This is a genomic window from Vibrio maritimus (assembly GCF_021441885.1).
Lineage (GTDB): Bacteria > Pseudomonadota > Gammaproteobacteria > Enterobacterales > Vibrionaceae > Vibrio > Vibrio maritimus_B.
The window spans coordinates 3,267,683-3,294,015 of sequence record NZ_CP090438.1; the positions used below are offsets into that span (position 1 = coordinate 3,267,683).

At 47.8% G+C, this 26,333-nt stretch carries 28 protein-coding genes; 14 read left to right on the forward strand and 14 right to left on the reverse strand.

Annotated elements, in window-relative coordinates; genetic code table 11:
- Nucleotides 1-28: 28 nt before the first annotated feature.
- On the forward strand, nt 29-943 hold the full coding sequence (locus LY387_RS15040) for a DMT family transporter (RefSeq protein WP_234494668.1): 915 nt from the start codon (nt 29-31) through the stop codon (nt 941-943).
- Nucleotides 944-952: 9 nt separating this feature from the next.
- Here LY387_RS15040 and epmA read toward each other — a convergent pair whose 3' ends face one another.
- Complete coding sequence (epmA, locus tag LY387_RS15045; protein ID WP_234496136.1) at nt 953-1,924, reverse strand: elongation factor P--(R)-beta-lysine ligase; 972 nt, start codon at nt 1,922-1,924, stop codon at nt 953-955.
- A 250-nt stretch (nt 1,925-2,174) separates the two neighbouring features.
- Here epmA and frdA point away from each other — a divergent pair, with 250 nt between their 5' ends.
- From frdA to frdD, 4 genes are read left to right on the forward strand one after another with little or no spacing between them, the layout of a single operon-like run.
- Nucleotides 2,175-3,998: a fumarate reductase (quinol) flavoprotein subunit gene (gene frdA / locus LY387_RS15050; protein ID WP_234494669.1), complete on the forward strand. Its 1,824-nt coding sequence runs from the start codon at nt 2,175-2,177 to the stop codon at nt 3,996-3,998.
- The gene (locus LY387_RS15055) at nt 3,998-4,738 is read left to right on the forward strand and encodes a succinate dehydrogenase/fumarate reductase iron-sulfur subunit (protein ID WP_042478869.1); all 741 of its coding nucleotides are present in this window, start codon (nt 3,998-4,000) and stop codon (nt 4,736-4,738) included. Before frdA ends, LY387_RS15055 begins: the two co-directional genes overlap by 1 nt.
- A 1-nt stretch (nt 4,739) precedes the next feature.
- Nucleotides 4,740-5,123 (forward strand): fumarate reductase subunit FrdC, encoded by a 384-nt coding sequence (gene frdC, locus LY387_RS15060; RefSeq protein WP_234494670.1) that lies wholly within the window; start codon nt 4,740-4,742, stop codon nt 5,121-5,123.
- Nucleotides 5,124-5,133: 10 nt separating this feature from the next.
- A complete protein-coding gene (gene frdD / locus LY387_RS15065; RefSeq protein WP_234494672.1) occupies nt 5,134-5,496 on the forward strand; it encodes a fumarate reductase subunit FrdD in 363 nt (120 codons plus the stop codon).
- A gap of 67 nt (nt 5,497-5,563) precedes the next feature.
- Here frdD and LY387_RS15070 read toward each other — a convergent pair whose 3' ends face one another.
- A complete protein-coding gene (locus LY387_RS15070; protein ID WP_234494673.1) occupies nt 5,564-6,979 on the reverse strand; it encodes an SPFH domain-containing protein in 1,416 nt (471 codons plus the stop codon).
- A gap of 290 nt (nt 6,980-7,269) precedes the next feature.
- Here LY387_RS15070 and LY387_RS15075 point away from each other — a divergent pair, with 290 nt between their 5' ends.
- Nucleotides 7,270-7,965 carry a hypothetical protein gene (locus LY387_RS15075; protein WP_234494674.1) on the forward strand — a complete coding sequence of 232 codons (696 nt, stop codon included), beginning with the start codon at nt 7,270-7,272 and terminating at the stop codon, nt 7,963-7,965.
- 91 nt (nt 7,966-8,056) lie between these two features.
- Here the strand turns inward: LY387_RS15075 and efp are convergent, their stop codons facing one another.
- Nucleotides 8,057-8,623: an elongation factor P gene (gene efp, locus LY387_RS15080; RefSeq protein WP_042478865.1), complete on the reverse strand. Its 567-nt coding sequence runs from the start codon at nt 8,621-8,623 to the stop codon at nt 8,057-8,059.
- Nucleotides 8,624-8,656: 33 nt separating this feature from the next.
- Here efp and epmB point away from each other — a divergent pair, with 33 nt between their 5' ends.
- On the forward strand, nt 8,657-9,679 hold the full coding sequence (gene epmB / locus LY387_RS15085; protein WP_234494675.1) for an EF-P beta-lysylation protein EpmB: 1,023 nt from the start codon (nt 8,657-8,659) through the stop codon (nt 9,677-9,679).
- A gap of 101 nt (nt 9,680-9,780) precedes the next feature.
- The gene (locus LY387_RS15090; RefSeq protein ID WP_042478882.1) at nt 9,781-10,239 is read left to right on the forward strand and encodes an MgtC/SapB family protein; all 459 of its coding nucleotides are present in this window, start codon (nt 9,781-9,783) and stop codon (nt 10,237-10,239) included.
- Between the two features lie 57 nt (nt 10,240-10,296).
- Here the strand turns inward: LY387_RS15090 and LY387_RS15095 are convergent, their stop codons facing one another.
- The 3 genes from LY387_RS15095 to LY387_RS15105 all read right to left on the reverse strand — a co-directional run bounded on the left by LY387_RS15095 (nt 10,297) and on the right by LY387_RS15105 (nt 13,045).
- Nucleotides 10,297-10,860 (reverse strand): VC2662 family protein, encoded by a 564-nt coding sequence (locus LY387_RS15095; RefSeq protein ID WP_234494676.1) that lies wholly within the window; start codon nt 10,858-10,860, stop codon nt 10,297-10,299.
- A 187-nt stretch (nt 10,861-11,047) separates the two neighbouring features.
- Entirely contained in the window at nt 11,048-12,685 is a 1,638-nt protein-coding gene (groL, locus tag LY387_RS15100; RefSeq protein WP_234494677.1) for a chaperonin GroEL, read from the reverse strand.
- A 69-nt stretch (nt 12,686-12,754) separates the two neighbouring features.
- Entirely contained in the window at nt 12,755-13,045 is a 291-nt protein-coding gene (locus LY387_RS15105) for a co-chaperone GroES (protein WP_031493033.1), read from the reverse strand.
- Nucleotides 13,046-13,277: 232 nt separating this feature from the next.
- On the opposite strand from LY387_RS15105, the gene LY387_RS15110 reads away from it, so the two are divergent.
- The gene (locus LY387_RS15110) at nt 13,278-14,624 is read left to right on the forward strand and encodes an MATE family efflux transporter (RefSeq protein ID WP_234494679.1); all 1,347 of its coding nucleotides are present in this window, start codon (nt 13,278-13,280) and stop codon (nt 14,622-14,624) included.
- Between the two features lie 53 nt (nt 14,625-14,677).
- On the opposite strand, the gene cysE is transcribed toward LY387_RS15110, so the two are convergent.
- From cysE to LY387_RS15130, 4 genes are all read right to left on the reverse strand, one after another.
- Nucleotides 14,678-15,499: a serine O-acetyltransferase gene (gene cysE, locus LY387_RS15115; RefSeq protein ID WP_042478859.1), complete on the reverse strand. Its 822-nt coding sequence runs from the start codon at nt 15,497-15,499 to the stop codon at nt 14,678-14,680.
- A 40-nt stretch (nt 15,500-15,539) separates the two neighbouring features.
- Nucleotides 15,540-16,562 carry an NAD(P)H-dependent glycerol-3-phosphate dehydrogenase gene (gpsA, locus tag LY387_RS15120; RefSeq protein ID WP_128649663.1) on the reverse strand — a complete coding sequence of 341 codons (1,023 nt, stop codon included), beginning with the start codon at nt 16,560-16,562 and terminating at the stop codon, nt 15,540-15,542.
- A gap of 189 nt (nt 16,563-16,751) precedes the next feature.
- Nucleotides 16,752-17,219 carry a protein-export chaperone SecB gene (gene secB / locus LY387_RS15125; protein ID WP_042478856.1) on the reverse strand — a complete coding sequence of 156 codons (468 nt, stop codon included), beginning with the start codon at nt 17,217-17,219 and terminating at the stop codon, nt 16,752-16,754.
- A 157-nt stretch (nt 17,220-17,376) separates the two neighbouring features.
- Nucleotides 17,377-17,811 carry a rhodanese-like domain-containing protein gene (locus LY387_RS15130; protein WP_128649664.1) on the reverse strand — a complete coding sequence of 145 codons (435 nt, stop codon included), beginning with the start codon at nt 17,809-17,811 and terminating at the stop codon, nt 17,377-17,379.
- Between the two features lie 410 nt (nt 17,812-18,221).
- Here LY387_RS15130 and gpmM point away from each other — a divergent pair, with 410 nt between their 5' ends.
- Both gpmM and LY387_RS15140 read left to right on the forward strand, forming a co-directional pair.
- Nucleotides 18,222-19,754 carry a 2,3-bisphosphoglycerate-independent phosphoglycerate mutase gene (gene gpmM / locus LY387_RS15135; RefSeq protein WP_234494681.1) on the forward strand — a complete coding sequence of 511 codons (1,533 nt, stop codon included), beginning with the start codon at nt 18,222-18,224 and terminating at the stop codon, nt 19,752-19,754.
- A gap of 197 nt (nt 19,755-19,951) precedes the next feature.
- Nucleotides 19,952-21,082: a murein hydrolase activator EnvC family protein gene (locus tag LY387_RS15140; RefSeq protein ID WP_234494683.1), complete on the forward strand. Its 1,131-nt coding sequence runs from the start codon at nt 19,952-19,954 to the stop codon at nt 21,080-21,082.
- 14 nt (nt 21,083-21,096) lie between these two features.
- Here the strand turns inward: LY387_RS15140 and LY387_RS15145 are convergent, their stop codons facing one another.
- The 3 genes from LY387_RS15145 to zapB form a co-directional block, all read right to left on the reverse strand.
- Nucleotides 21,097-22,071, reverse strand: coding sequence for a DHH family phosphoesterase (locus tag LY387_RS15145; protein ID WP_234496137.1), 975 nt, complete (start codon nt 22,069-22,071; stop codon nt 21,097-21,099).
- Between the two features lie 103 nt (nt 22,072-22,174).
- Complete coding sequence (locus tag LY387_RS15150) at nt 22,175-22,819, reverse strand: TetR/AcrR family transcriptional regulator (RefSeq protein ID WP_128649666.1); 645 nt, start codon at nt 22,817-22,819, stop codon at nt 22,175-22,177.
- Nucleotides 22,820-23,015: 196 nt separating this feature from the next.
- The gene (gene zapB / locus LY387_RS15155) at nt 23,016-23,258 is read right to left on the reverse strand and encodes a cell division protein ZapB (protein WP_042478850.1); all 243 of its coding nucleotides are present in this window, start codon (nt 23,256-23,258) and stop codon (nt 23,016-23,018) included.
- Nucleotides 23,259-23,583: 325 nt separating this feature from the next.
- Here zapB and glpX point away from each other — a divergent pair, with 325 nt between their 5' ends.
- The 3 genes from glpX to LY387_RS15170 all read left to right on the forward strand — a co-directional run bounded on the left by glpX (nt 23,584) and on the right by LY387_RS15170 (nt 25,822).
- Nucleotides 23,584-24,591, forward strand: coding sequence for a class II fructose-bisphosphatase (gene glpX / locus LY387_RS15160; RefSeq protein WP_234494684.1), 1,008 nt, complete (start codon nt 23,584-23,586; stop codon nt 24,589-24,591).
- A 167-nt stretch (nt 24,592-24,758) separates the two neighbouring features.
- The gene (locus LY387_RS15165) at nt 24,759-25,379 is read left to right on the forward strand and encodes a helix-turn-helix transcriptional regulator (protein WP_128649667.1); all 621 of its coding nucleotides are present in this window, start codon (nt 24,759-24,761) and stop codon (nt 25,377-25,379) included.
- A 113-nt stretch (nt 25,380-25,492) separates the two neighbouring features.
- Nucleotides 25,493-25,822 (forward strand): DUF3135 domain-containing protein, encoded by a 330-nt coding sequence (locus LY387_RS15170; protein ID WP_234494685.1) that lies wholly within the window; start codon nt 25,493-25,495, stop codon nt 25,820-25,822.
- Nucleotides 25,823-25,906: 84 nt separating this feature from the next.
- On the opposite strand, the gene LY387_RS15175 is transcribed toward LY387_RS15170, so the two are convergent.
- Entirely contained in the window at nt 25,907-26,332 is a 426-nt protein-coding gene (locus LY387_RS15175; RefSeq protein ID WP_042478839.1) for a DUF805 domain-containing protein, read from the reverse strand.
- Between the last annotated feature and the right edge of the window lies 1 nt (nt 26,333).

A 26,333-nucleotide genomic window follows, 5' to 3' on the forward strand; every position in this document is an offset into this window, starting at 1 on the left:
GGGTATCAAACATGCACTAGGGATAGTAATGGGATTTGAATGGCTGGCTCTTATCGCCGCATTTTTGTGGGCGGTCTCAAGTATTATTTCAGTCAAGCCAGCTAAACACCTTGGTTCGTTTTCTTATAGCCGTTGGAGAATGGGCTGTACCGCATTCATACTCTCTTCGATGGCGGCGATAACGGGTGGCTGGACAAGTGTCGAATCGGTACACATCACCCCTATGATGCTTTCTGGTCTTATCGGTATCTTTATCGGTGATACGGCTCTGTTTGCTTGCTTAAATCGAATGGGACCAAGACAGGCCGGGCTTCTGTTCTCCTGTCATGCAGTATTTTCAGCGGTACTAGGCTACTTCCTGTTCTCAGAGACTATGTCACCACTCGAACTGCTTGGATCCGCTCTGGTGTTCTCTGGTGTCGCCACAGCGATTTTCTTTGGTCGTAAAAGCTCTAACAAACAGACTGGCTCACAAAACAACAAAGCATCCGAGCTTGAAACCATCAAAGGCAATGTTTGGTTTGGAGTTGGACTCGGTATTACAGCGGCACTGTGCCAGGCATTAGGCGGCATTATTGCCAAACCTGTCATGCAGACCGAGATTGATCCTGTCGCCGCTTCTGCTATTCGTATGATCACAGCATTCATCGCTCATAGTCTGTTCCTATTTACAGGTGCCAGACACGCAAAAAGCCTCAACCCTATCAACTGGTCTATCTTTGGCATTACTGCCCTGAATGGCTTCTTAGCCATGGCTGTCGGGATGACCTTGATTCTGTTTGCATTGCAAACGGGGAATGTGGGAATGGTAGCCTTGCTGTCTTCGACCACCCCCATTATGGTTCTGCCGCTACTGTGGGTTTATACCAAGCAGAGACCAAACAAATACGCTTGGCTGGGTGCCGCCCTTGCCGTCGCGGGTACCAGCATTTTGGTCAGCTAACCCAGTTAGTTAAGCTCGAGGAAATGGAAACGCCACAACCTCATCAATATGAGTCGCTCCTAGGGCCAACATAATCAGTCTATCAATACCTAATGCCACACCAGCACATGCGGGCAGACCTGATTTCAGCGCTTCAATCAAATGATAATCAATGGGTTGAGGTGCCAGCCCCATCTTCTCGCGCTTACGGTTATCGTCTTTAAAGCGCGCCAATTGTTCATTCGGATTATCCAGCTCATGAAAACCATTGGCTAATTCGACTCCCTTGAAATACACCTCAAAGCGATCAGCGACACGTTCGTCATTTGGGTTCACCTTAGCGAGCGCCGCTTGCGATGCTGGAAAGTCGTAAACGAATGCGGGTACTTGTTTACCGATTTTCGTTTCAACACCCATGCTAAAGAGCAATTGAAGCAAGGTATCGCGATCTTCTTCTTGATCAGCAATATCGCTCAGTCCCAAAGGAGCCGCCGCCTCTTTCAGAGAAGACATATCGGCAGTGAGTGGGCAAACACCAAGCTGTGTAATGAATGCCTGTTGATAGGTCATACGCTCGGCTTTCGCACAGTTAAGTACCATCATGAGTAAGTCGTCCATCTCATCCATTAACTGATGATGATCAAACCCCACACGATACCATTCGAGCATAGTGAACTCAGGGTTGTGGTAACGCCCACTCTCTTCGTTGCGAAAAGCTTTGTTAATCTGATAAATCGATCCACTGCCAGCAGCGAGTAATCGCTTCATATGAAATTCGGGGCTCGTCATAAAGTAAAGCTGACGTCCATCCGCATAGCCCGGGCCAACAAACTCGGTTTTAAAGGTATGCAAATGCACATCGGTCACCGTTGCATGGCTCATTGCAGGGGTATCGACTTCCATTACCTCTCTTGACAGAAAGAAGCTACGAATCGCCTGTATCAGCTCGGCACGCTTTTTAAGTAAAGCCATAGAGGCTGTGGGCTGCCACTGGTTGGTAATCATTATCATGCTCATTAGTTAATGTTATTAATTATTGTAAGTGCGCACTCAAAAGTTCTCAATCACAAGTGATATTAATCACACATCATAGAAATACTATGCCTCGCAGTGCATTACCGAAGCAAAAACCTAACTCAGTCAATTTTTTTGCCATCTCGCTTATCTACACTGATTGCCTAAATAAAAAAGCTTTCAAGCCTTTAACTATAACTCGCGAGCAAAACTCGCTCTCACACACTGGAGGATAACTGTGAAAACAATTACCACAGATATCGCAGTCATCGGCGCAGGCGGCGCTGGTCTTCGTACTGCCATTGCAGCAGCAGAAGCTAACCCAGAAATGGAAGTAGCTCTGATCTCTAAAGTCTACCCTATGCGTTCACATACCGTGGCAGCTGAAGGTGGTTCTGCGGCTGTAATTAAGGATGAAGATAGCTTAGATAACCACTTCAACGATACCGTTGGCGGTGGCGACTGGCTTTGTGAACAGGATGTTGTTGAATATTTCGTTGAAAATGCCACACGTGAAATGATCCAGATGGAACAATGGGGTTGTCCATGGAGCCGTAAAGAAAACGGTGAAGTGAACGTCCGTCGTTTCGGTGGTATGAAGGTAGAACGCACATGGTTTGCGGCGGATAAAACCGGCTTCCATATGCTACATACGCTGTTCCAAACGTCGATGAAGTACGAGCAAATCAAACGATTTGATGAGTACTTTGTGGTTGACCTACTTGTGGTTGAAGGCGAGGTTCAGGGCCTGATTGCAATTCATATGTCTGAAGGTGAACTGGTCACTATCAAGGCAAAATCAGTTGTCCTAGCAACCGGCGGCGCGGGTCGTGTGTATCACTGTAATACTAACGGTGGCATCGTGACTGGCGACGGCATGGCGATGGCGTATCGTCACGGCGTTCCACTGCGTGATATGGAGTTTGTTCAATATCACCCAACAGGTCTACCTGGTACCGGCATTCTGATGACCGAAGGTTGTCGTGGTGAAGGCGGTATCATCGTCAACAAGAACGGCTACCGTTACCTGCAAGACTACGGCATGGGCCCTGAAACACCGGTTGGCGAGCCGAAAAACAAATACATGGAACTCGGTCCTCGTGACAAGGTTTCTCAAGCATTCTGGCATGAGCAGCAAAAAGGCAACACCATCAAGCACCCACTGGGCGATGTGGTTCACCTTGATCTTCGCCACCTTGGTGAAGAGTACCTGCAAGAGCGTTTACCGTTTATCTGTGAGCTCGCAAAAGCGTACGTCAACGTTGACCCTGCAAAAGAGCCAATCCCAATTCGTCCAACCGTGCACTACACCATGGGTGGTATCGAAACCAACGGAACTTGTGAAACTCGTATCCAAGGTCTATTCGCTGTGGGTGAGTGTGCGTCTGTCGGTCTTCACGGTGCAAACCGCCTAGGTTCTAACTCTCTCGCTGAGTTTGTCGTCTTCGGCCGTGTTGCCGGTGAGCAAGCGGTTGAGCGCGCTAAAGCTTTCAAGGGCTGGAATGACAGCGCTATCGAAGAGCAAGTGAAGGCAGTAGAAGCACGCATTGCCGCACTAATGAATCAAGAAGGCGATGAAAACTGGGCTGAAATCCGCACTGAAATGGGTCACACCATGGAAGCAGGCTGTGGTATCTACCGTCAAGAAGATCTAATGCAAGCGACACTTGAGAAGATTGCCGAGCTTAAACAGCGCTATAAGAAAATCAGCATCAAAGACAAAGGCAAAGTGTTCAACACAGACCTGCTGTACGCCATTGAAGTGGGTTACGGTCTAGAAGTTGCTGAAGCTATGGTTCACTCTGCAATCTTGCGTAAAGAGTCTCGTGGTGCGCACCAACGTCTTGATGACGGTTGTACTGAGCGTGATGATGAGAACTACCTAAAACACTCGCTAGCTTTCTTTAATGAAGACAGTGCACCAAGCATTGACTATAGCAACGTTACTATCACTAAGTCGCAGCCTAAAGCGCGTCTATACGGTGAAGCCGCTGAAAAAGCGGCAGCAGCAGAAGCGGCGAAGCAAGCCAACAAAGATCAAAATGCGGAGGAGCAAGCATAATGTCAGCAAACCGTATTCAGAAAGTGGAAATCCTGCGCTACGACCCAGAGAAAGACGCAGAGCCGTATTTCCAAACCTTCGAAGTACCGTTCGATGAGACCATGTCTGTGCTCGATGCGATTGGTTACATCAAAGATCACCTAGACAAAGATCTGTCTTACCGCTGGTCTTGTCGTATGGCGATTTGTGGCTCTTGCGGCATCATGGTGAACGGCGTGCCAAAACTGGCGTGTAAGAGCTTCCTGCGTGATCATCAAAATGGTCTGAAGATTGAGCCTCTTGCGAACTTCCCAATCGAGAAAGACTTGATTGTCGACATGACGCCGTTTATCGAGCGCCTAGAAGCCATCAAGCCATACATCATTGGTAACGACCGTAAGCCAGAAGATGGCACTAACATCCAAACACCTGAGCAAATGGCGAAATACAAGCAGTTTGCTGGTTGTATCAACTGTGGTCTTTGTTACGCGGCATGTCCTCAGTTTGGTCTAAACCCTGAGTTCATCGGTCCTGCGGCACTGACACTGGCACATCGTTATAACCTCGACAGCCGTGACAATGGTGCGGCTGAACGTATGAAGATGATCAACGGTGAGAACGGTGCATGGGGCTGTACGTTTGTGGGCTACTGCTCTGAGGTTTGTCCGAAGAACGTTGACCCTGCCGCGGCAGTAAACCAAGGCAAAGTGGCGTCTTCACAAGACTTCGTTATTGCCATGCTAAAACCACAGGAGGCATAAGATGAGCAACAGAAAACCTTATGTTCGTGAAATGAAGCGAACTTGGTGGAAAGATCACCCATTTTATCGCTTCTACATGCTACGTGAAGCCACCGTACTGCCACTGATCCTATTCACAATCTTCCTGACATTTGGTCTAGGTTCGCTAGTGAAAGGCCCAGAAGCTTGGCAAGGCTGGCTAGACTTTATGGCTAACCCAGTGGTTATCGCGATCAACATCGTGGCACTTGCGGGAAGCCTGTTCCACGCGCAAACCTTCTTCAGCATGATGCCACAGGTAATGCCAATCAAACTGAAAGGCAAGCCAGTCGAGAAGAAGACCATTGTCCTCGCTCAGTGGGCGGCGGTTGCGGCTATCTCATTAGTTGTTCTCATCATTGTATAAGGAGTGAATCGTGATTAATCAAAACCCAAAACGCTCTGACGAACCAGTATGGTGGGGACTATTTGGTGCCGGTGGTACATGGTTTGCCATGATCACCCCTGTGACGGTACTTGTGCTGGGCATCCTAGTGCCAATGGGCATTATCAGCCCAGAAGCGATGAGCTATGAGCGTGTGGCTGATTTTGCTACCAGCATCATCGGCGCGCTATTTATTATCGCTACCCTAGCACTGCCAATGTGGCATGCAATGCACCGTCTACACCACGGTATGCACGATCTTAAGATCCATGCGGGTGTGGTTGGTAAGATTGCTTGCTACTTTTTTGCAGCGCTTATCAGTGCACTGTCGGTTATCTTCATTTTCATGATCTAATCGCTCGGTAAAGAAAAGGCCGATGAGCAGTTAAGCTCATCGGCCTTTTTTATGTCTTGCGTTAAGACTACTGCTCAGCGGCTAATTGCTTAGTCTGGTTCATCAGCCCTAAAGCGCCAAAACCGGTAATCACATCTAGGTTGGTCGTCAAACCTTGCTCTTGTCCACCGCCAATGTAGTTTTGCGGCATTTGCACCTGGAAGTTAGTTAAGTTGTTGTAGAGCGAATTCGCCACATCTCGATTGAGCTCAGCCAGGTACACCTCGTGATTAGCCCCCAACGCGGCGTATTTTGCTTTCAGTACCTCCGCTTCTGCGCGACCTTTCTCCAAAATCGCCTTAGCTTCAAACTCTGCTGACAACGCATTGGCTTTTTGAATCGCTAGGTTAGCCTCTGCAATGGCTAGCTCTTTCTCTTTATCTACCTCAGCCAAACGCTTAGTTTTCTCAACTTCTACGATTTCCCGCTCGGCAATTTGTCTAGCAACTTCAACTTCTTTTTGCTGCGAAATGATCGCCAACTCTTTCTGACGCTGCGCATCTTGAACTTCACGCGTACGTTGGATCTCTTTACGCAGTTGCTCCGTTTCGGCTTGAGCCTTTGACGTTTCTTGCTCTTGGATTGCGCGAATACGATCGGCAACCAAACGCTTTTTGTCGGCAAGTAACTGATCAAGCTGCTTTTCCGGTTGTGGGTCACCAATCGTAACCTGAGTTACCTGAATACCGTATTGCTGCAACGGGTTATCTTGACGTATCGGCTGACCCGTAGAGTCTGCAACGGGCACCGTTTTCCAGACTAACTGTTTAGTTCTCTGCAATTGATTGGCATTCGATTGATCTACCCCAACAGGAGCTAGATCCATCTCCTCCACTTCAACCTTTCTACGCTCTGTCAGGTAAATACCTTCACGCAACTGATCGCCAAGCTTAGACTTGAACTGGTTGAGACCACCTTGGAAAAACTCTTCACCCGTGTATTGGGTCGCGGTTATCACGGTTACATTGCGCGCATTTTTGACCAGAAGCGCATCGATTAAGTTGCTGTTATTTCGAAATTCTCGGTGCATTTTCTTCATTGCTTCCGGATCGTTACTCAGCTTAAAGCGAAATGTGACCGGTATTTGACCTATGTAGGTATCGGCAAATCTCACCTGAACCGGATCTTGTGCTTGAAGTCGCTGATACAAGTTCTCTTCGATGCTATTGCCAAAAGAGACCGTGATGACTTGATCATACTTAGTGATCTTTGACAGGAACGGCATTCGAAAATGAATCCCCGGCTCTGTAAAGACATCCAACTCGCCCGTTAGGTTATTCTGATGGACGTAGCTGTAACCGGCATCCGTCATTAACACGGAACTGTTCACCGTTAGCCCCACTGCCAGAATCGGCAGTGCATAGACCATGGCTTTGATCCCATTGTGTAGCCATTTACGACGTTCAGTTATCTTCAGACTCTCTCCTATTCCACGACTTTCCATGTGTATCTCCTGTTTGTTGTCGTTGCGAAAATTTGACTTCAAAATATGCAACCAATTGACAACGCAATTAATGTATCAAAATGTTAACTGATGTAAAAATCGAATAATTCGCTTATATAACAAGGAATGGCCGAAGTAATTAGCAATTGAGAAAGTTGCGAGCCAGTAGACGCCATATGGACTCAGTGAACATTCGTGTGACACGGTAGGCGCGTGTACATACCCATACATTGTTACCGACACTCTATCGATAAAATCATCAGCGATTTATAACAACAAGAGATGTAACAATGAAAAAGTCTATTTGCGCACTACTGATTTCCAGTGCGCTGTTTGGGTGCGGTTCTACTGTCATGATGAAAAAATCGGAAGCGGTGGCGGCACAGCCTGAGCTACTGCTCAAGACCGATGGATCTTTCGGGGGATTTGGCCCAGAAGGCACCTTCGATATCGCGGGACGCTACCACGGTAAGTACTCCCGTAGCGCATCAACCAGTTCTTGGTTCAACACCATCAATACTAAAGATGGTGAAATGGTCGCTGAAGTCACACGCAATGATAACGGCGAAACCTGGACCCTAGTTTGTAGTGGCGGTGGTACCAGTGTTGATATTGGTAGCTTCTCATTTGGTGGCAATGACCCGTACATCTGCCAAATCAGTGAGCAAGGAGCTAACATTGGCGAGTATAAGATGGAACGCAAGTCTGAAGCGATCAGTCTCTCTACCGCAAAAAAAGAACACGGTTTTATCCGCCTTGGCAGCACACATTTCAATGTCGCTTCGGTACACGATGGTGAAGGGCTAATGATGAGCGTTGATAATCCACTTGGTTATAGCTTTAGTCGTGGTAGCGTAGAGGTTGCTGCGGCGCAAACTAATGGCAGTATCACACTGCAAACCCTCTCTGGATTACCAGAAGCAGAAATGGACACCTTAGCATTAGGCACCGTCGCCAGTGCTCTGAGCTGGCGACCTGAAGAGTAATCCCCTCAAACTCAAATAGTCAGCGCTCAGTTGCCGATACAAAAAAGGTCGCCCTTGGGCGACCTTTCAAATTCTTAAGTATCTCTAATGATTACTTAACGCGACCTACGTATTCCGCAGTACGAGTATCAACTTTGATCACTTCACCAATCTGGATGAACAGCGGTACACGTACCACAGCGCCAGTTGTTAGTGTTGCAGGCTTACCACCAGTACCTTGAGTATCACCCTTCAGACCTGGATCCGTTTCTGTTACTTCTAGCTCAACAAAGTTAGGCGGAGTCACAGTAATTGGGTTACCATTCCAAAGAGTAATCATACAAGTGTTGTTTTCTACCAACCATTTCGCGTTGTCGCCAACTGCTTTTACGTCTGCAGCGATTTGTTCGAATGTTTCGCTGTTCATAAAGTGGTAGAATTCACCATCTGTGTATAGGTAATCTAGGTCGATATCCATCACGTCAGCAACTTCAACAGTTTCGCCAGACTTGAAGGTTTTCTCTAGAACTTTACCAGACAGTAGCTTACGAATTTTAACGCGGTTGAACGCTTGACCTTTACCTGGCTTCACGTATTCATTTTCTAGAATTACGCAAGGCTCGTTGTCCAGCATTAGTTTAAGACCGCCTTTAAATTCATTGGTGCTAACAGTAGCCATTGTATCCTCTTAGTGTTCTTCGAGTTAAATTTAATGTCGCCTATCATAACCCGAAATCTTGTTTCTGTTGAGCAAAACTGGCTCAAACAGCTATCGAATGCGATCTCAGACCCTTACAAACTGCTTGAGCAGCTGGAAATTGAGGCGACCCCTTGGGAAAACGGACTCAAAGCAAGACGTTTGTTTCCCATGCGCGTTCCTCAAAGCTTTGTCGATCGCATGGAAAAAGGCAACCCGTACGATCCTTTGCTCAGACAGGTGTTGCCTCTTAGTCAAGAGTTTGAAGTCCACGATGGCTATTCAGAGGATCCTCTTGAAGAGCAAGACAATGCTGTACCCGGTCTGCTACACAAATACCACAATCGTGCTTTAATGATTGTCAAAGGTGGCTGCGCCGTGAACTGTCGCTACTGCTTCCGTCGCCATTTTCCGTACGACGAGAACAAAGGTGGCAAAACAAACTGGCAACTGGCACTCGACTACATCGCAGACAAGCCGGAGATTGATGAGCTCATCTTATCTGGTGGCGATCCATTGATGGCCAAAGATAGTGAACTTCTTTGGCTGATTGAACGCGCTGAACAGATCCCACACCTTAAAACGCTTCGAATTCATTCTCGCCTTCCGGTCGTGATACCAGCGCGAATTACCGCTCAGCTTTGTGACTTACTCGCAAACACGCGTCTCAACACTGTGCTGGTCACTCATATCAACCATGCCAACGAGATAGATAATGAGCTCAAGCTAGCGATGGCGCGTATTAAAGCTAGCGGTACGACACTTCTCAACCAAGGCGTACTGCTCAAAGGAGTCAACGATAGCGTGGAGGCTCAGTTTGAACTTAGCCACGCTCTGTTTGGCGCAGGAATTCTGCCGTATTACCTGCATGTACTCGATAAAGTACAAGGTGCCGCGCATTTTTACATCAGTGATGAACAAGCGAAAGCGATTATCAAAGGGCTGATTGCTCGTGTGTCAGGCTACCTTGTACCTAAGCTCACGCGAGAGGAAGGTGGCAAGGCGAGTAAAACGCCGCTGGATCTGCATCTCGAGTAATTTTTTCCGTCTCGACAAAATGATTTTGTTCGATCAGGCGGTCTTTTAGTCAGATACTGCGCTTTTTAGGAGGCAATGTGGAACTGACAGAATTACTCGATATGGGACCTTTCTCATGGCAAGCCTTAGGAGCATGCGTCCTCAATGGTGCCTTGGTGGGACTTGAGCGCCAAACTCGCGGTAAACCCGTGGGCATTCGCACTGCAATCTTAATCGTCTCAGGGACTTACCTGTTCATGTCTATGGCCGTGTCTCTATCTCCCAACACATTGGACCAAGCCCGAGTCTTAGGACAGATCATCACAGGTGTCGGCTTTCTTGGCGCCGGCGTCATGATGACGCAAGACGGCAAGATACACGGGGTGACCTCTGCTGCTGTGATTTGGGTACTCGCCGGTTTAGGTATGATGATTGGTTTAGGGCATCACAAAGAATCCGTGATCCTAACTGTACTCGCCTTAACGGTACTTTTGGGGGTGGACAAGATTGAAAGTAGCTTTAAGAGCTTGCGACGTGGCGTTCACCAAACTATGCAAAACCGCAACCGAATGAGAAAGTAAAAAGCCCTGCGTATGCAGGGCTTTATCAAATTCTAACGCTCTAAATCAGAGTCTGAATTACTTCGCAAAGTTGATGATTGGGAAGCACTTCAAGAAGCCGTTGTCCGCACAGTTGATAAGACCGATCTGTACGCCGTCAATGTTGTTTGTCTTGTTGAAAAGACCAAACTGGAAGTTAGACTTGTTTGAGAAGCTCGCAATACCAACGTCTGCCATTGTGTAGCCTTCAGAGTAGTTCACCGCACTCCAGTTAAGACCTTTCACATCGTTAGTGACGTTCACTGCTGCAAGGTTAACACCTGTCGTTTTACCTGTGTTCCAGTTGAAGATACCTAGAGACGCACCTTTCATTTCTTGCGTTACTTTAGAAGCACCAAAGAATAGACCGAAGTTCACACCCGTTGTACGCTGAGTTTCAGACATACCGAGTACAGAGAAGTCTACACCTTTAACTTCGTTCACTTGACCGTGAAGAACCGCAAGACGTACACCGCCAACTGCATTTGCATCAGGTGCGTTGAAACCGTTTAGTGATGAGAACATCACTGGGGTGCTTTCTGCTAGCGCCAATGGTGATGCCATTGCTGCTGCCACTGCTAGTACTGCTACTGCCTTTTTCATATTAGTCTCCACTGACTATTATTGTTATCAACTGATAAGTGTAGACGATGCTAGAGGCGCTAACCATAGCTTTTGTCAGGGAAATGTCATATTCATTAACACATACGATTAAGCATTGACCAATATTGGAACGGACATAAAAAAAGCCGAAGGTTTCCCTCCGGCTTTGTCAGAATCGTCTGATGGATTACATCATGCCTGGCATGCCGCCCATTCCGCCCATATCAGGCATTGCTGGAGCGTCTTTCTGAGGTACGTCAGTTACCATCGCTTCTGTTGTGATCATAAGACCGGCAACCGATGCTGCGAACTGAAGTGCAGAGCGAGTTACTTTAGTTGGATCTAGGATACCCATTGCGATCATGTCGCCGTACTCACCTGTTGCTGCGTTGTAGCCGTAGCTGCCTTCGCCTGCTTTCACGTTGTTTGCAACGACAGACTCTTCGTCACCTGCGTTTGCAGTGATTTGACGAATTGGCGCTTCCATAGCGCGAAGTGCAACGCGGATACCCACATTTTGCTCTTCGTTAGCACCTTCAAGACCCGCCACTTTTGACGCCGCGCGGATAAGTGCAACACCACCGCCCGCGACTACGCCTTCTTCAACCGCTGCGCGAGTTGCGTGTAGTGCATCTTCAACGCGGTCTTTCTTCTCTTTCATCTCAACTTCAGTTGCTGCGCCAACTTTGATTACCGCAACACCGCCAGCTAGCTTAGCTACGCGCTCTTGAAGTTTCTCTTTGTCGTAGTCAGACGTCGCTTCTTCGATTTGTTGACGAATTTGAGTTACACGGCCTTGAATCATTGCTTCTTCACCCACGCCATCGATGATAGTCGTATTTTCTTTAGTGATAGAAACGCGCTTCGCTTGACCTAGGTCTTCTAGCGTCACTTTCTCAAGGTCTAGACCGACTTCTTCAGAGATCACAGTACCAGCAGTTAGGATTGCGATATCTTGAAGCATAGACTTACGACGGTCACCGAAACCAGGCGCTTTAACAGCCGCTACTTTCACGATGCCGCGCATGTTGTTCACAACGAGCGTTGCAAGTGCTTCACCTTCTACGTCTTCTGCAATGATAAGCAGTGGACGAGATGCTTTAGCAACCGCTTCTAGCGTTGGAAGTAGCTCACGGATGTTTGATACTTTCTTGTCGATAAGAAGGATGAATGGGCTCTCTAACTCAACAGAACCTGCTTCTTGGTTGTTGATGAAGTATGGAGATAGGTAACCACGGTCGAACTGCATACCTTCAACCACGTCTAGCTCGTCTTGTAGAGCCTGACCTTCTTCAACCGTGATAACACCATCACGACCTACTTTTTCCATTGCTTCAGCAATGATGTTACCTACGCTCTCATCAGAGTTCGCAGAGATAGTACCAACCTGAGCAATCGCTTTAGTGTCTTCACAAGGAACAGACAGCGCTTTTAGCTCTTCTACCGCAGCAACAACGGCTTTGTCGATACCGCGCTTAAGATCCATTGGGTTCATGCCAGCAGCAACCGCTTTTAGGCCTTCGTTTACGATAGCCTGTGCAAGAACTGTTGCCGTTGTTGTACCGTCACCAGCAGCATCGTTCGCTTGAGAGGCTACTTCTTTAACCATTTGCGCGCCCATGTTTTGGAACTTGTCTTCAAGTTCGATTTCGCGCGCTACAGATACACCATCTTTAGTGATAGTTGGTGCACCGAAAGATTTGTCTAGAACTACGTTACGACCTTTAGGGCCCAGTGTTACTTTTACTGCATCCGCTAGAACGTTTACACCTTCTAGCATTTTAACTCGTGCGTCGTTACCAAACTTAACGTCTTTAGCAGCCATTGTTTATTTCCTTATCTAAATTCAGTGGATAGCTTGTTTAGAGTAAAAAATTACTCAACGTCTACTTAATTATTCAACGATAGCCATGATGTCATTTTCAGACATGATCAGAACTTCTTTACCGTCGATCTTTTCTGTCTTAGTGCCATAGCCTTCAGCAAAGATCACCGTATCACCTACTTTCACGTCTAGCGGCTGTACTGTTCCGTTTTCTAGGATGCGGCCTTTGCCCACAGCCAAAACTGTACCACGTGTTGATTTTTCTGCCGCAGAACCAGTTAAAACGATGCCACCAGCAGACTTAGATTCAACTTCTTGGCGCTCAACGATAACTCGGTCGTGTAGAGGACGGATATTCATCGGTCGATTCTCCTGATTATTTTCCATTTAGCTTATAGGGTTGCCTTCAAGGCCTTGTGTTGAATATGTTGGGGGCGTTTTTGGCGATCCCAAGGGGAGGATGCCAAAAAATTGTGACAAAAATAACGAAATTTAAGATTGGCATGCGAAAGCTAAGCTGCGGCGAGTCGGTTGTCGCGCCAGCTGGTTAATTACTGTATTCTAGCCTCCTGTTTACCAAGCTTAGAATGCCATGCAAGACAAACACGGCCTGCTCTCCGCGCCGATATCCAAAGTGCTTAGAAATATGACCGTGCCTATGGTCTTTGGCATGGTGGCAATACTGGCATTCAACCTTGTCGACACCTTCTTCATTTCGCTATTAGGCACCGAAGCCCTCGCTGCCATCAGCTTTACTTTTCCTGTGACCTTTGGCGTTAACTGCATCACCATGGGCATTGGTATGGGATTGTCCACCAATATCGGGCGCTTGCTTGGTCAGGGCAATACGCAGCACGCGGCGCGTTTCTCCACACATGGCTTGTTGCTTGCCGTGGTTTTGGTCATGTTAGCCTCCACCTTAGGTCTTTACACCATAGAACCACTATTCAAACTACTGGGTGCCAGCGACGACATTATCCCGCTGATCCGAGAGTACATGGTGATCTGGTACTTCACTGTACCACTGTTGGTGATACCGATGGCGGGTAACAGCGCCATTCGAGCCACCGGCGATACCAAAACGCCAGCTAAGATCATGATGCTGTCTGGCTTTATTAATGGCCTGCTCGACCCACTGCTGATTTTTGGTATCGGTCCATTCCCTGAGCTCGGCATTCAAGGTGCGGCGATTGCGAGTGGTATAGCTTGGCTAGGTGCGCTGACTGGCTCGCTGTATGTACTCACCAAGCGAGAAAAACTCCTTGGCCAGCTTAAACCTTCGCAGCTTTGGCAAGATTGGATTGCGATTCTACGTATTGGCATGCCTTCTGGTTTGTCGACGGCGATGTCGCCCATCTCAGGGGCAATCTTAATGAAGATGCTCTCTGTTCATGGCACGGCGGCCGTGGCAGCCTATGGGGCGGCGCAGCGTGTTGAGTCGATTCTTATATTAGTTCTGATATCACTCAGCTCAGCCCTAACGCCATTTATGTCGCAAAACTTTGGCGCCAAGCAAGCCGACCGCAGCTTTGCAGGACTGTTCCTCAGCATGCGCTTTTCGCTGTTATTTCAATTGCTGGTCTTTGTGATGATGGTGCCGCTCAGCATCCCAATCTCAGCGTTGTTCTCTCAAGAGCAAGCGGTGCGAGATATCCTTTGGCACTACCTACTCGTCGTGCCATTTAGCTACGGCTTTCAGGGCATCATTATGATGCTTGGAAGTGGAATGAATGCGCTGCATGAGCCCAACAAAGCATTTATGTGGAGTGCCATGAGGCTGTTTGTATTTACGCTTCCAGCCGCCGCTCTGGGTAGCATGCTGTATGGTGTCGAGGGGATGTTTATTGGTGTGGCTTTGGGGAATGTCATTGGTGGCGTGCTTGCCTACTTGTATGCACTGTCGGTGAGGCGAAAGCATTTGCCTTCATTAGCCAAATAGACAAAAAGCCAAGGCATTGCCTTGGCTTTTTAGCATTCTGCGTCGGTTATCGGTTAGATACCATCACCGCCCATAAAGGTCTGTGACTTACCATTAAACTGCTGGTCCATGTCCAGAGATGGCTTATCTGTCTTAGGCCTACCAACAATTTTCGCAGGTACACCTGCCGCTGTTGTATGTGGAGGCACAGGCTGAAGCACCACAGAGCAAGAGCCAATCTTGGCACCTTTACCCACTTCGATATTGCCGAGGATCTTAGCACCAGCACCAATCATCACGCCTTCGCGGATCTTAGGATGTCGGTCACCACACTCTTTACCGGTACCACCCAGTGTGACGTTCTGTAGGATAGAGACATCATTCTCCACCACTGCCGTTTCACCAATAACGATGCCCGTCGCATGGTCAAGCATGATGCCTTTGCCGATACGAGCTGCCGGATGAATATCCACCTGACACGCCACTGAGATCTGGTTTTGAAGGTACGTCGCCAAAGCGTTACGCCCCTGAGACCAGAGCCAGTTTGCGACTCGATAGCCTTGCAGGGCGTGATAGCCTTTTAGGTATAGAAGCGGCATTGAGTACATGGATACCGCAGGATCTCGATTCACTGTCGCACAAATGTCACACGCCGCTGCATCGGTAATGCTCGGGTCAGCATTAAACGCTTGCTCAACCACTTCACGCACAGCCATAGCCGGCATTGACGCTGTCTTTAGCTTGTTAGCAAGGATGTAGCTTAGCGCTGCTCCAAAGCTTTCATGATTAATTATGGTGGCATGATAGAAGCTAGCCAGCATCGGCTCTTGTTCCGCTGACTCACGGGCTTCTCTTACAATGCACTCCCAGACATTTTGTTTTTCACAGTGTTTCATTTTCGGTCCTACGATGGATACTCAATCATCCGTCGAGCGATTATTGCTGCTCGGCTTTTTTATCCCTAGCGAGTAGATCTTGCGCCGCAAGGCGCGCGTCCTTCCCTTGATACAATACTTGATAGATTTGGTCAACAATTGGCATCTCTACACCCATGCGTTGAGACAACAACCATACCTCTTTGGTATTGCGATAGCCTTCGACTACCTGACCAATTTCGGTTTGTGCGGTATCGACATCCTTACCCTCGCCCAGCGCAAGACCAAAGCGACGGTTGCGCGATTGGTTATCGGTACACGTCAACACCAAATCGCCCAGGCCAGCCATGCCCATAAAGGTGTCAGGTTTAGCGCCGAGTGCTGCACCTAGGCGAGTCATCTCCGCGAGACCACGAGTGATGAGTGCGGTACGAGCATTGGCACCAAAGCCAATGCCATCCGACATACCCGCGCCAATCGCGATGACGTTCTTCACGGCGCCGCCAAGCTGCATACCAGTGAAGTCATCATTAGCATAGACGCGGAATGTTTTACTGCAATGGATTTTCTCTTGAAGATCAGCCACAAACTCAGTGTCGGGAGAGGCAACAGCGATTGCCGTTGGTAGGCCAGCTGCCAGCTCTTTAGCAAAGGTTGGGCCTGATAGTACCGCCAGCGGGTAATTCTCACCAATGATGTCGTGTGCTACATCTTTAAGTAAGCGCCCTGTCTCAGGCTCAAGCCCTTTCGTCGCCCAGCAGATACGACTGTCTTCTCTGAGGTGTGGCTTAATGCTGTTGAGCACGATACCAAACACATGGCTTGGGACCACAACCAGTAAGTCACGACTCGCCTGAACCGCTTTCTGCAGATCCGATTCAACAATCAAAGACTCTGGAAACTCAATGCCAGGCAAGAACTCATGGTTTGCACGATCGGCGTCTAGTTTTGCCATGTGTTCAGGTTCGTGTCCCCAAATCACCACATTCGCACCGTTTCTCGCTAGCGAAATCGCAAGCGACGTGCCATAAGAGCCAGCACCAATAACGGTCATTGCGATTTCTTTTCCATATGCGTTATTCATAACACCACCTAATTTGTCGGTATGATTATGTTTCTTTGTTATACCCAAGTGACCCTAAAAGCAGCAATCTCTCGAGATGACTTGGGTATAAGTCTAAACCTGTATAAGCAAATAAAAAATGCACATCGCGGCGCGCTGTGCATTTTCATTACATAGACTCGTTAACGCAGAATCAGTCTGCGAAGGAGATTAAGCTTCCGCTTGACCTTCTTGCTGAGCTTGCTGCTGTAGGTAGTTCATGAACAGTGCGTCAAAGTTAACTGGCGCTAGGTTCAGTTGAGGGAACGTACCTTTCATCGTTAGGCTTGAGATAGTTTCACGAGCGTATGGGAATAGGATGTTCGGGCAGAATGCACCTAGGCAATGTGCAAGTTGACCTGCTTCCATTTGCTCTGCAGTGAAGATACCACCTTGTTGTACTTCACATAGGAATGCAGTTTCTTCTGCATTTTTCACTGTCACTGTCAGGCGAAGAACAACTTCGTATACGCCTTGACCTAGTTCACGGCTTTGAGTGTCAAGATCTAGCTTAACATCAGGGTTCCAGTCTTTCTGGAACATATCTGGCGAGTTTGGCGCCTCAAATGATACGTCTTTTAGAAAGATACGTTGGATTGAGAAGTTTTGTTGTGCTTCTTGTGGAGCTGCTTCAGCCATGATGATTTCCTTAAATACGTCTAAATTTGTCAAAACGTTAATGAGTTTTCTTGCAGACTAGCCGAGCCAATGTTTGATGACTAGGCGAGCCGTGAATTCCGTGGCATTTATCACATCCCTTAGTCATAACTGCCGCGAAATTACTCAAAATTCTGTGTTACTTCTTGCCTTTGATCAGCGGTAGGTTTGCTTCGCTCCAAGCCACTAGACCATTTTTCAGCAAGTAAACCTTTTCAAACCCTGCTTTTGCAAGCAAGTTCGCGCTCTCTTGCGCCGTTTGACCAGTCTTACATACCACAATGATTGGGTCTGATTTGTGGTTTTCAAGGCTGCCGAAAGAACCCGCTTTGATATCTGACGGTAAAACGTGAAGTGCGTCAGTAATGTGACCACGTTTGAATTCGTCTTTTGAACGAATATCCACCACGATGCCATTCTCACGGTTCATCATGTGTGTGACTTGTGCTGCAGAGACTTCTTTATATGCTGCGTTCGCTGATTTAAAGATGTTAGCGATCAGAGCAACAAATAGTGCAACCCACACTAGCGACATGATCATGTTTTGTTGAAAAAATTCTAAATACTCTTGCATAGCTTGCGCTCTTAGATAGTTGAACATTAAATCAGTCGAGGAGTATAGCGGCTTAGCCTCGCCGTGGCGAGAGGGGAAAATGTTTCGAGCGGAGAATTGAGATCCTTCTCCTCGCCTTGCCTGGCAATGGCGTCACTAGACACTATTGCAGAGATAGAAAAAACCGATTAGTCAAAGCGACTGAACAAGGCGTATTAATAGAGATAAAGCCGAGGTATCTCACGAAAATAACGTCTATGATTACCTCACAAAGAACATAAACAGACGAATTAGCTAGATAAAACTGTAACCCAGCAACGGTAATCACAAACATTATTTGATCTGCCACTACAGTTATGGGTAAAAAGTGTAGTAAAATTACGCTAATTTGTTTTCTGTAAAGTTACTATCGATTTGACGAGGTTATAACTATGTCAGCTAAGAAGCCAATGGCTCTAGTGATTCTTGACGGTTGGGGTTACCGTGAAGACAACGCAAGCAACGCAATCAACAACGCAAAAACTCCAGTAATGGATGGCTTGTGGGCAAACAACCCACGTACTCTTATTTCGGCTTCTGGTATGGACGTAGGTCTACCAGACGGTCAAATGGGTAACTCAGAAGTAGGTCACACTAACATCGGCGCGGGTCGTGTTGTTTATCAAGACCTAACTCGCATCACTAAATCAATCGCTGACGGTGAGTTTTCTCAGAACGAAGCGCTTGTTGCTGCTATCGACAAAGCAGTTGCAGCAGGTAAAGCGGTTCACCTAATGGGTCTTATGTCTCCAGGTGGTGTTCACTCTCACGAAGACCACATCTACGCAGCCGTTAAAATGGCAGCAGAGCGTGGCGCTGAGAAAATCTACCTACACTGCTTCCTAGACGGCCGTGATACACCGCCTCGTAGCGCTGAAGGTTCATTAAAGCGTTTCGACGAGCTATTTGCTGAGCTTGGTAAAGGCCGCGTAGCGTCTCTAATCGGTCGTTACTACGCTATGGATCGTGATAACAACTGGGATCGCGTACAAGTCGCTTACGACCTACTGACTCAAGGCAAAGCTGAGTTCACTTACGACAATGCAGTAGCAGGTCTTGAAGCAGCTTACGCTCGTGAAGAGAACGATGAGTTCGTTAAAGCAACAGCTATCAAAGCAGAAGGTCAAGAAGACGCAGCGATCCAAGATGGCGACGCAGTTATCTTCATGAACTACCGTGCTGACCGTGCACGTCAAATCACGCGTACTTTCGTACCTGAGTTTGATGGCTTTGAGCGCGCAGTATTCCCAGCGATCAACTTCGTCATGCTAACGCAATACGCAGCTGACATCCCACTATCTATCGCTTTCCCACCAGCGTCTCTTGAGAACACGTACGGTGAGTGGCTATCGAAAGCAGGTAAGACTCAGCTACGTATCTCTGAAACAGAGAAATACGCACACGTGACGTTCTTCTTCAACGGTGGTGTTGAGAACGAATTTGACGGCGAAGAGCGTCAGCTCGTTGCTTCTCCAAAAGTAGCGACTTACGACCTACAACCAGAAATGAGCTCTGAAGAGCTAACAGAGAAGATGGTTGCGGCTATCAAGTCTGGTAAGTACGACACTATCATCTGTAACTATCCAAACGCAGACATGGTTGGTCACACAGGTGTTTACGAAGCTGCTGAGCAAGCTATCGAAGCTCTTGATGCGAGCGTTGGCCAAGTAGTAGACGCGATCAAAGAAGTGGGCGGTCAAATGCTGATCACGGCTGACCACGGTAACGCAGAGATGATGGTAGACCCAGTGACTGGCGGTACGCACACTGCTCACACTAACCTACCAGTACCTCTAATCTACGTAGGTGACAAAGCGGTTGAGTTCAAAGAAGGCGGTAAACTGTCTGACCTTGCGCCAACAATGCTAGCGATGACTGACATGGAAATTCCAGCAGAGATGTCTGGTGAGATCCTAGTTAAGTAATTGCCTTTCGCAGTCATGAAAAACGCCGATGTCTCTACATCGGCGTTTTTGTTTGCTTGCGCCTAAGGTGCCATGTGTGGATATAATGGCAACATCACTTTAGAGGTGCGGATTGCGAACAGCTATAGTGAACTATCAATCAGTTATGATTACTATTGAATGAGCAAACTCTTGTCGCTGCGTGTAGTGGAATTAGGATGAAACCAAACAAAATTAGGCTTTTTACCCCTCGTTTGTCTGCACTGGTCGTGTGTTTAGGGCTCGCTTTACCAAGCGCCCATAGCCTTGCTAACCAAAATGAACTCACAGGTGTAAAAAGTGAGATAAGCCGTCAGCAAAAATCACTATCTGCACAGCAAAAAGAGCTCGACACGCTGCAAAAATCACTGCGTGAGCAAGAGATTGGCATTTCTAATGTCGAGAAAGAAATCAAAGCAACAACGGCAGCGCTTGCTCAAGCCAACCGCAACCTAGATGGGTTTCATAGCCAAGTTGAGGCATTAACAAAGCAAAAAGAGCAGCAACAAAAGGTGCTCGCTGAACTGGTGCAAACCTACTACATCACTAAGCAAAATAATTCTGCGTCCGGTGTGCTTAGCACAGACCCTGACCAAGACCGTATCAGTCAATACTATCAGCATCTAGCGAAGGCCCGTGCCGAAACACTGGAACAACTTGCCGAGACCGAACGCAAGCTAGCGGAAAGTGAGCGAGCATTGGAGCTAGAGCGCAATCAGATCGCTCAGCTTTTAGAGCAACAAAAAGCCAAGCGTGACACCTTAGCTAAGAATCGAAGCAGCCGACAAAGCACGGTAAGCAAAATTCGCCGCAGTATCTCCAACGATAAAAATTACCTCGCGGAGCTGCAGCGCAATGAAACTAGGCTAAAAGCGGAAATCGCCAAAGCTGCGAAGCGCAATCAAGTTCCGATGGATGGTCTTGCACGTCAAAAAGGTCGTCTTCCATGGCCAGTAAAAGGCAAGGTGCTACACAGCTTTGGTACCAAACAAACCGGACAAGTTAATTGGAAAGGCATGGTCATTGCTGCCAATTACGGTGACTCGGTTAAGTCGGTTTACTCTGGTACTGTGGTATTCGCCGACTATCTGCGCGGCTATGGACTCGTGGTTCTGCTTGACCATGGTAAAGGCGATATGACGTTGTATGGCTACAACCAAACTTTGCTAAAGAAAGAAGGCGATAAGGTCGCGGCTGGTGAAACCATCGCTCTTGCCGGTGATACTGGTGGTCAAGACAGCTCATCCCTCTACTTTGAGATCCGTCGTAATAGTAAAGTCCAAAACCCGAAAAGCTGGTTAAAGCGCTAACTCAGTGCCGCTACTCATTGTGATGAGTAGCGCGTTGTTGCAATCTCAATCAACCTTTCTAGCTCGCTCTCTGGCATGCCGTTTATGCCGCCTGCCGCTTCTCTACCACCACCAGTGGCAAACTGACTGCAAATCTCCCCTGCCCCTTGCTTATTATTGAGTGGCGCTCTCACCGACACGGTATAGCACGGCTCTCCCGATGCATCGCTTCTTGGCACTAATGAGATGTGCGCTTGATTAGGGGATTGATTAGCAAGTCTATTAATCCAGGTACCCGACATTCGTCTCGCTGCCGCACTATCCGGCAGCAAGACCACTTTAAGCACCGCTGAATCATGGCGTGTCTGCGCTACGCTCAGCGCTGCTTCGTCCTGTGCAAAGGCCGCTTTGAGTACATGATATGGGGAGCGGTGATCACCAATACACTCAAAAGGATCATGGTAGGCCAAAAGCTGCTGATACAAATCAACCGGATTAAAATGCAGGTCTTCGAGGCTTTCACCGTAGCCGTTGTAATTGATCAGCGTACCCAGCTCGTTAAGTAAGCGGCGCTGCTCATCACTTAACCCTAAAGTCGATGCCAATGCCTCAGCGCTTGCCAGCATGTTGTCGCCATACGCAGCAGCAACCGCCCATAACCTAAATTGGCCTTGGAGCAACTTGTCGACAATCAGTGCCGTACAGGTATTCGCATCAAGGTCAATATGAGCATCAAGATATTGGCTATTTGGAATGGAAGATGCCTTGTGATGGTCAATATAAGTAGTAGGAACATTATGATCCAAAAGCCCCTCAAGCGCGGCTTGATTTTTATCCATCGAGATATCAAGCACCGTCACTGAGCTTGCCTGCTCGGGTGGTACCTGCTGCAACAAAGCGATATCACGTTTAATGCCCGAGATAAGTTGGCTCTCTATTGGCTGCGCCAAACGTAATTGCAGTAAGGCAAGTATGCCGTCGGCATCGCCATTGAATACATCGTAATGCACCTTCACACTCTTCCTTTAATGCGGGGATAGAAACCACAAACCCTACTTGTTAAGTAGGGTTTGGACAATACGAATTGGCTATATATCATGCCGTTAGCGACAGTTAGCTTGTTGGGCTACCCATCATGCGAACGCCATCTTCTAGCAATGTTAGTTGCTCTTTACCTTTATCGGTCGCCAGAGGCTTAACCACATGGATCATTTGCAGCATGCCTTGTTGGATCACCTCTTCGGTGATTTTAGTGCGTGGTGACATCGCCGACTGATAACTTAACCAACCCACCGCCATCATGTGCAGGGTTGTAACCAGTGACTTGAGCTCTTTATCGTTGATGGTGAGCAAATCTAGCTCTACAAATGCCTTGAGAATGTTAACCAAGTTGCCCTGCAAGCGCTCTTGAACCTCGATGTACTCTTCATGCAGCTTTGGGTCTCGCTGCAAAATCTCTGGCAGATTGGCATAGAAGAAGCGGTATTTCCACATCAGAGTGAAGATAGAATCTAGGTAATGTTTCAGCAGTGCTAGGCTCTCTTGCTGGCCTTGGACTGGGGTAAAACGCTCGATGAGTTCTTGCGAGTAAAGCGCAAAAATCTCGCGAACGATTTCTTGTTTGTTTCGGAAATGGTAGTAGAGATTGCCCGGGCTAATCTCAATGTGCGCCGCAATATGGTTGGTTGTCACGTTGCGCTCGCCATCAGTATTGAACAAGTCGAGGGCGGCATAGACTATTTTGTCACGTGTTTTCATTCTAACTTTTCCTTTCCCTAGTTAGAGTTAGTATACGTGCTCAACTTGTACACGAAAAGTCAAGAGACGGTGAGTTACACTGGTTAGACCAAACAACACCCGTGTTTCGCATGTTCACCACGTGATCCATTCATGGTGAGAAAACAAAAAAGCACCCAATGCAGGGTGCTTTCAATATTCTCGAAGGAGCGAAGAATTACTCTACTTCGTCCATTTTACCTAGTAGGTTGCGAATGCGCTCTTGCCATTGGCTATGCTCGCGCTGCATCTGTTCCGTCTTCTGCTCTAGCTCTACACGGCTGCTGCGTAGCTCTTCAGCTTGGTTCGCTAGCTGTGCTTTCTCTTCTTTCAATTCCTCTACTTCCATTTGAAGAAGAGCGATTGTGTCAACTGCAGTTTGAATTTTTGCTTCTAGTTGTTCCAGTACTTCAAAAGACATCTCGGCCTACCCTTGTTTAATCCTGTGAAATGAAAATGCTTCATTCTATATACCCTATAGTGCCCCATTCTACTCAGCCTAGAGAAGATAGACACGTCCTATATTGCAGATTTTTCACTATTCGGTCAAAAAAGCGCCGTAAACTGACCTGCCGTTTACTAAAAAACGTTATTCAATAATGGCTTCGGCTTTGCAAGCACTCCATCATCTGCGATTTTAACGACAAGATCGCCACCAAACAGATAAAAAGGCAAACGTTTCCCTTCTGATATGCTAGAATTCGCGCCGTAAATCATTTGTCATTTTTCATTAAATTGGAGTCAGTATGAAGCGCGATTTAGCAATGGCTTTTTCACGAGTTACCGAAGGTGCCGCACTAGCAGGTTATAAGTGGCTAGGACGAGGCGACAAAAATGCTGCCGATGGTGCAGCGGTGGAGGTCATGCGCAGCCTACTGAACAAGACCGATATCGAAGGTGAAATCGTTATTGGTGAGGGTGAAATCGACGATGCACCTATGCTGTACATTGGTGAGCACGTGGGTATCGGTGGCGATGCGGTAGATATCGCTGTTGACCCAATTGAAGGCACACGTATGACGGCGATGGGTCAGTCTAACGCGCTAGCCGTTCTTGCTGCGGGCGAGAAAGGCAGCTTCTTGAAAGCGCCGGATATGTACATGGAGAAGCTGGTTGTGGGTCCTGGCGCTAAAGGCGTCATTGATCTTAACAAGCCACTCAAAGAAAACCTAAACAACATCGCAGCCGCGCTGGGCAAAACCCTTGATACTCTCGTAGTGACCACGCTAGCAAAACCACGTCACGATCAGGTTATCGCTGAGATGCAAGCAATGGGTGTTCGCGTGTTCGCAGTGCCAGATGGTGATGTAGCGGCATCGATTCTCACGTGTATGCCAGACAGTGAAGTCGACGTGATGTACTGCATCGGTGGCGCGCCAGAGGGTGTAGTTTCTGCGGCGGTAATTCGTGCGCTTGATGGTGACATGAACGGTCGTCTGCTGCCTCGCCACGCTGTAAAAGGCGATACCGAAGAAAACCGTAAAGCAGGACAAGACGAGCTTGAGCGCTGTGCGGAAATGGGCGTTGAAGCGAATGTCGTGCTGCGTATGGAAGATATGGCACGTAGCGACAATGTCGTATTCTCGGCAACGGGCATCACTAAGGGTGACCTACTTGAGGGCATCGCTCGTCAAGGCAACATCGCGACAACAGAAACCCTGCTGATCCGTGGGCGCTGTCGTACCATTCGACGCATCAAGTCTACGCACTACCTAGAGCGTAAAGACCCAGAGATCCGCGATATCATCCTTTAAGCGGGTTCGCGATAGAAAAGCGCTGATCTCCATCAGCGCTTTTTTTATTTGGTTATACGTCATTTATCCATACGCAACATTGTAAATAATTTGCTTTATTAACCTTATCCGCCATAATACCTCGACTATCTTTACCTTAAGGCTGAACAAACAGAACGGATGCACTGATGAAAGCCACTGATCACATCATAGACATCATAAAACGCGAGGGAGCCGTCACCGCAAAACGTATTGCGGAGCGTTTGGGCATCACGACCATGGGGGCAAGGCAGCACCTCCAAAGCCTTGAAGAGGATGGATTGTTGCGATTCGAAGACGTCAAAGTCAAAGTGGGTCGCCCGAATAGACATTGGTCCTTGACCGCTCAAGGTCATGCGCGCTTTTCCGACCGCCATAGCGACCTCACCATTCAGTTTATTGACGCCATTGAGAATGTGTTTGGCAGTGAGGGGCTTGAGAAAGTCTCCAAAGAACGCGAGTTCAACACCCTCACAACCTACCAACCACACTTTGATCAACTACCCGACTTGCAAAGCAAGGTTCAGAAATTGACTGAATTGCGCGAGAAAGATGGCTACATGGCAGAGCTTGAGCAAACCGATGATGGGTTTGTGCTCATCGAGAATCACTGCCCTATTTGCAAAGCGGCTTCTCGCTGCGAAGCGCTATGTCAATCTGAGCTCAATGTATTTCAAGCCTTGGTTGGCAGCGATGTCAACGTCGAGCGCGATGAGCATATCGTTAAAGGCGCCAGACGATGCGTCTACAAGTTCCACGCAAAACAGTGATCCCAACCTACGTGTCTCAACTCTGAGACACGTCATGCATTTAAGTTTGTCTTTTCTCATTAAGTCCTACGCTATGAATATGGTTCGATAACGTTAGGCATAGGAAGGCAAACATGGCAGAGCCGATTTCACTCCCCTCTTTTGAGGAGCTAGCAGCGATGGCAAAAGAAGACCCTGAGAAGCTCAGCCAGCTGCGACATCAATTGTGTGAGCAGTTTATCGAGAGCTGCTCGAGTGACATGCAACCAAGACTGCATGCCCAACAATCGCACATTGAGCGAGTGCTGCAGCGCGCCAAAAACCCTATCCACGCCAATGTGCTGTTGAGAGAAGAGCTCCACAAGCAGATCGTTAAATTTTCAGAGGCACTGCATGGTGATCTCCCATCGCCAAAACAAACGGCCGATGTATTGCCATTTCGCCGCGATGAGGAGTGGCGCTGAACCAGCTCATTAGTAATAGAAAAACAGTCGCGCACTAAAAAGGGAAGCCAATGCTTCCCTTTTCTCACACGATTCGTAAGCGCATTACTTGGGCTCATCACCGTATTGGTTAGGACCTTCTGTGCCCTTAAGAAAACCGCACTCCACTAAAATCCATGCACCACACGCTAGGGCTGAAAACGACAACAAACTTTGCACCATCGACGGCTGAGCGGCTGTCGCAGGATCTAACGTCGGTAAACTCATGCGCCCAAACACCAATGGCAAGTTAAGCAATAGCCACCAATTAGATTTATTGCGGTCATGCCAACGCTTCGCCGTGATAGCTAGGTCAGGGATAAGCAACATCAGCAATAGCAAGGGCAACAAAAACTGCATCACATTAGGGAATAGAAAATTAAGCCCCTGTGCAACAATCATAATGGCTAAGTAGTAACAGACATTCCACATCCAGAATGTCTTACGCCCAATGCGTCCATTGAATGAAAACAGTAACGATTTTAACGGCATC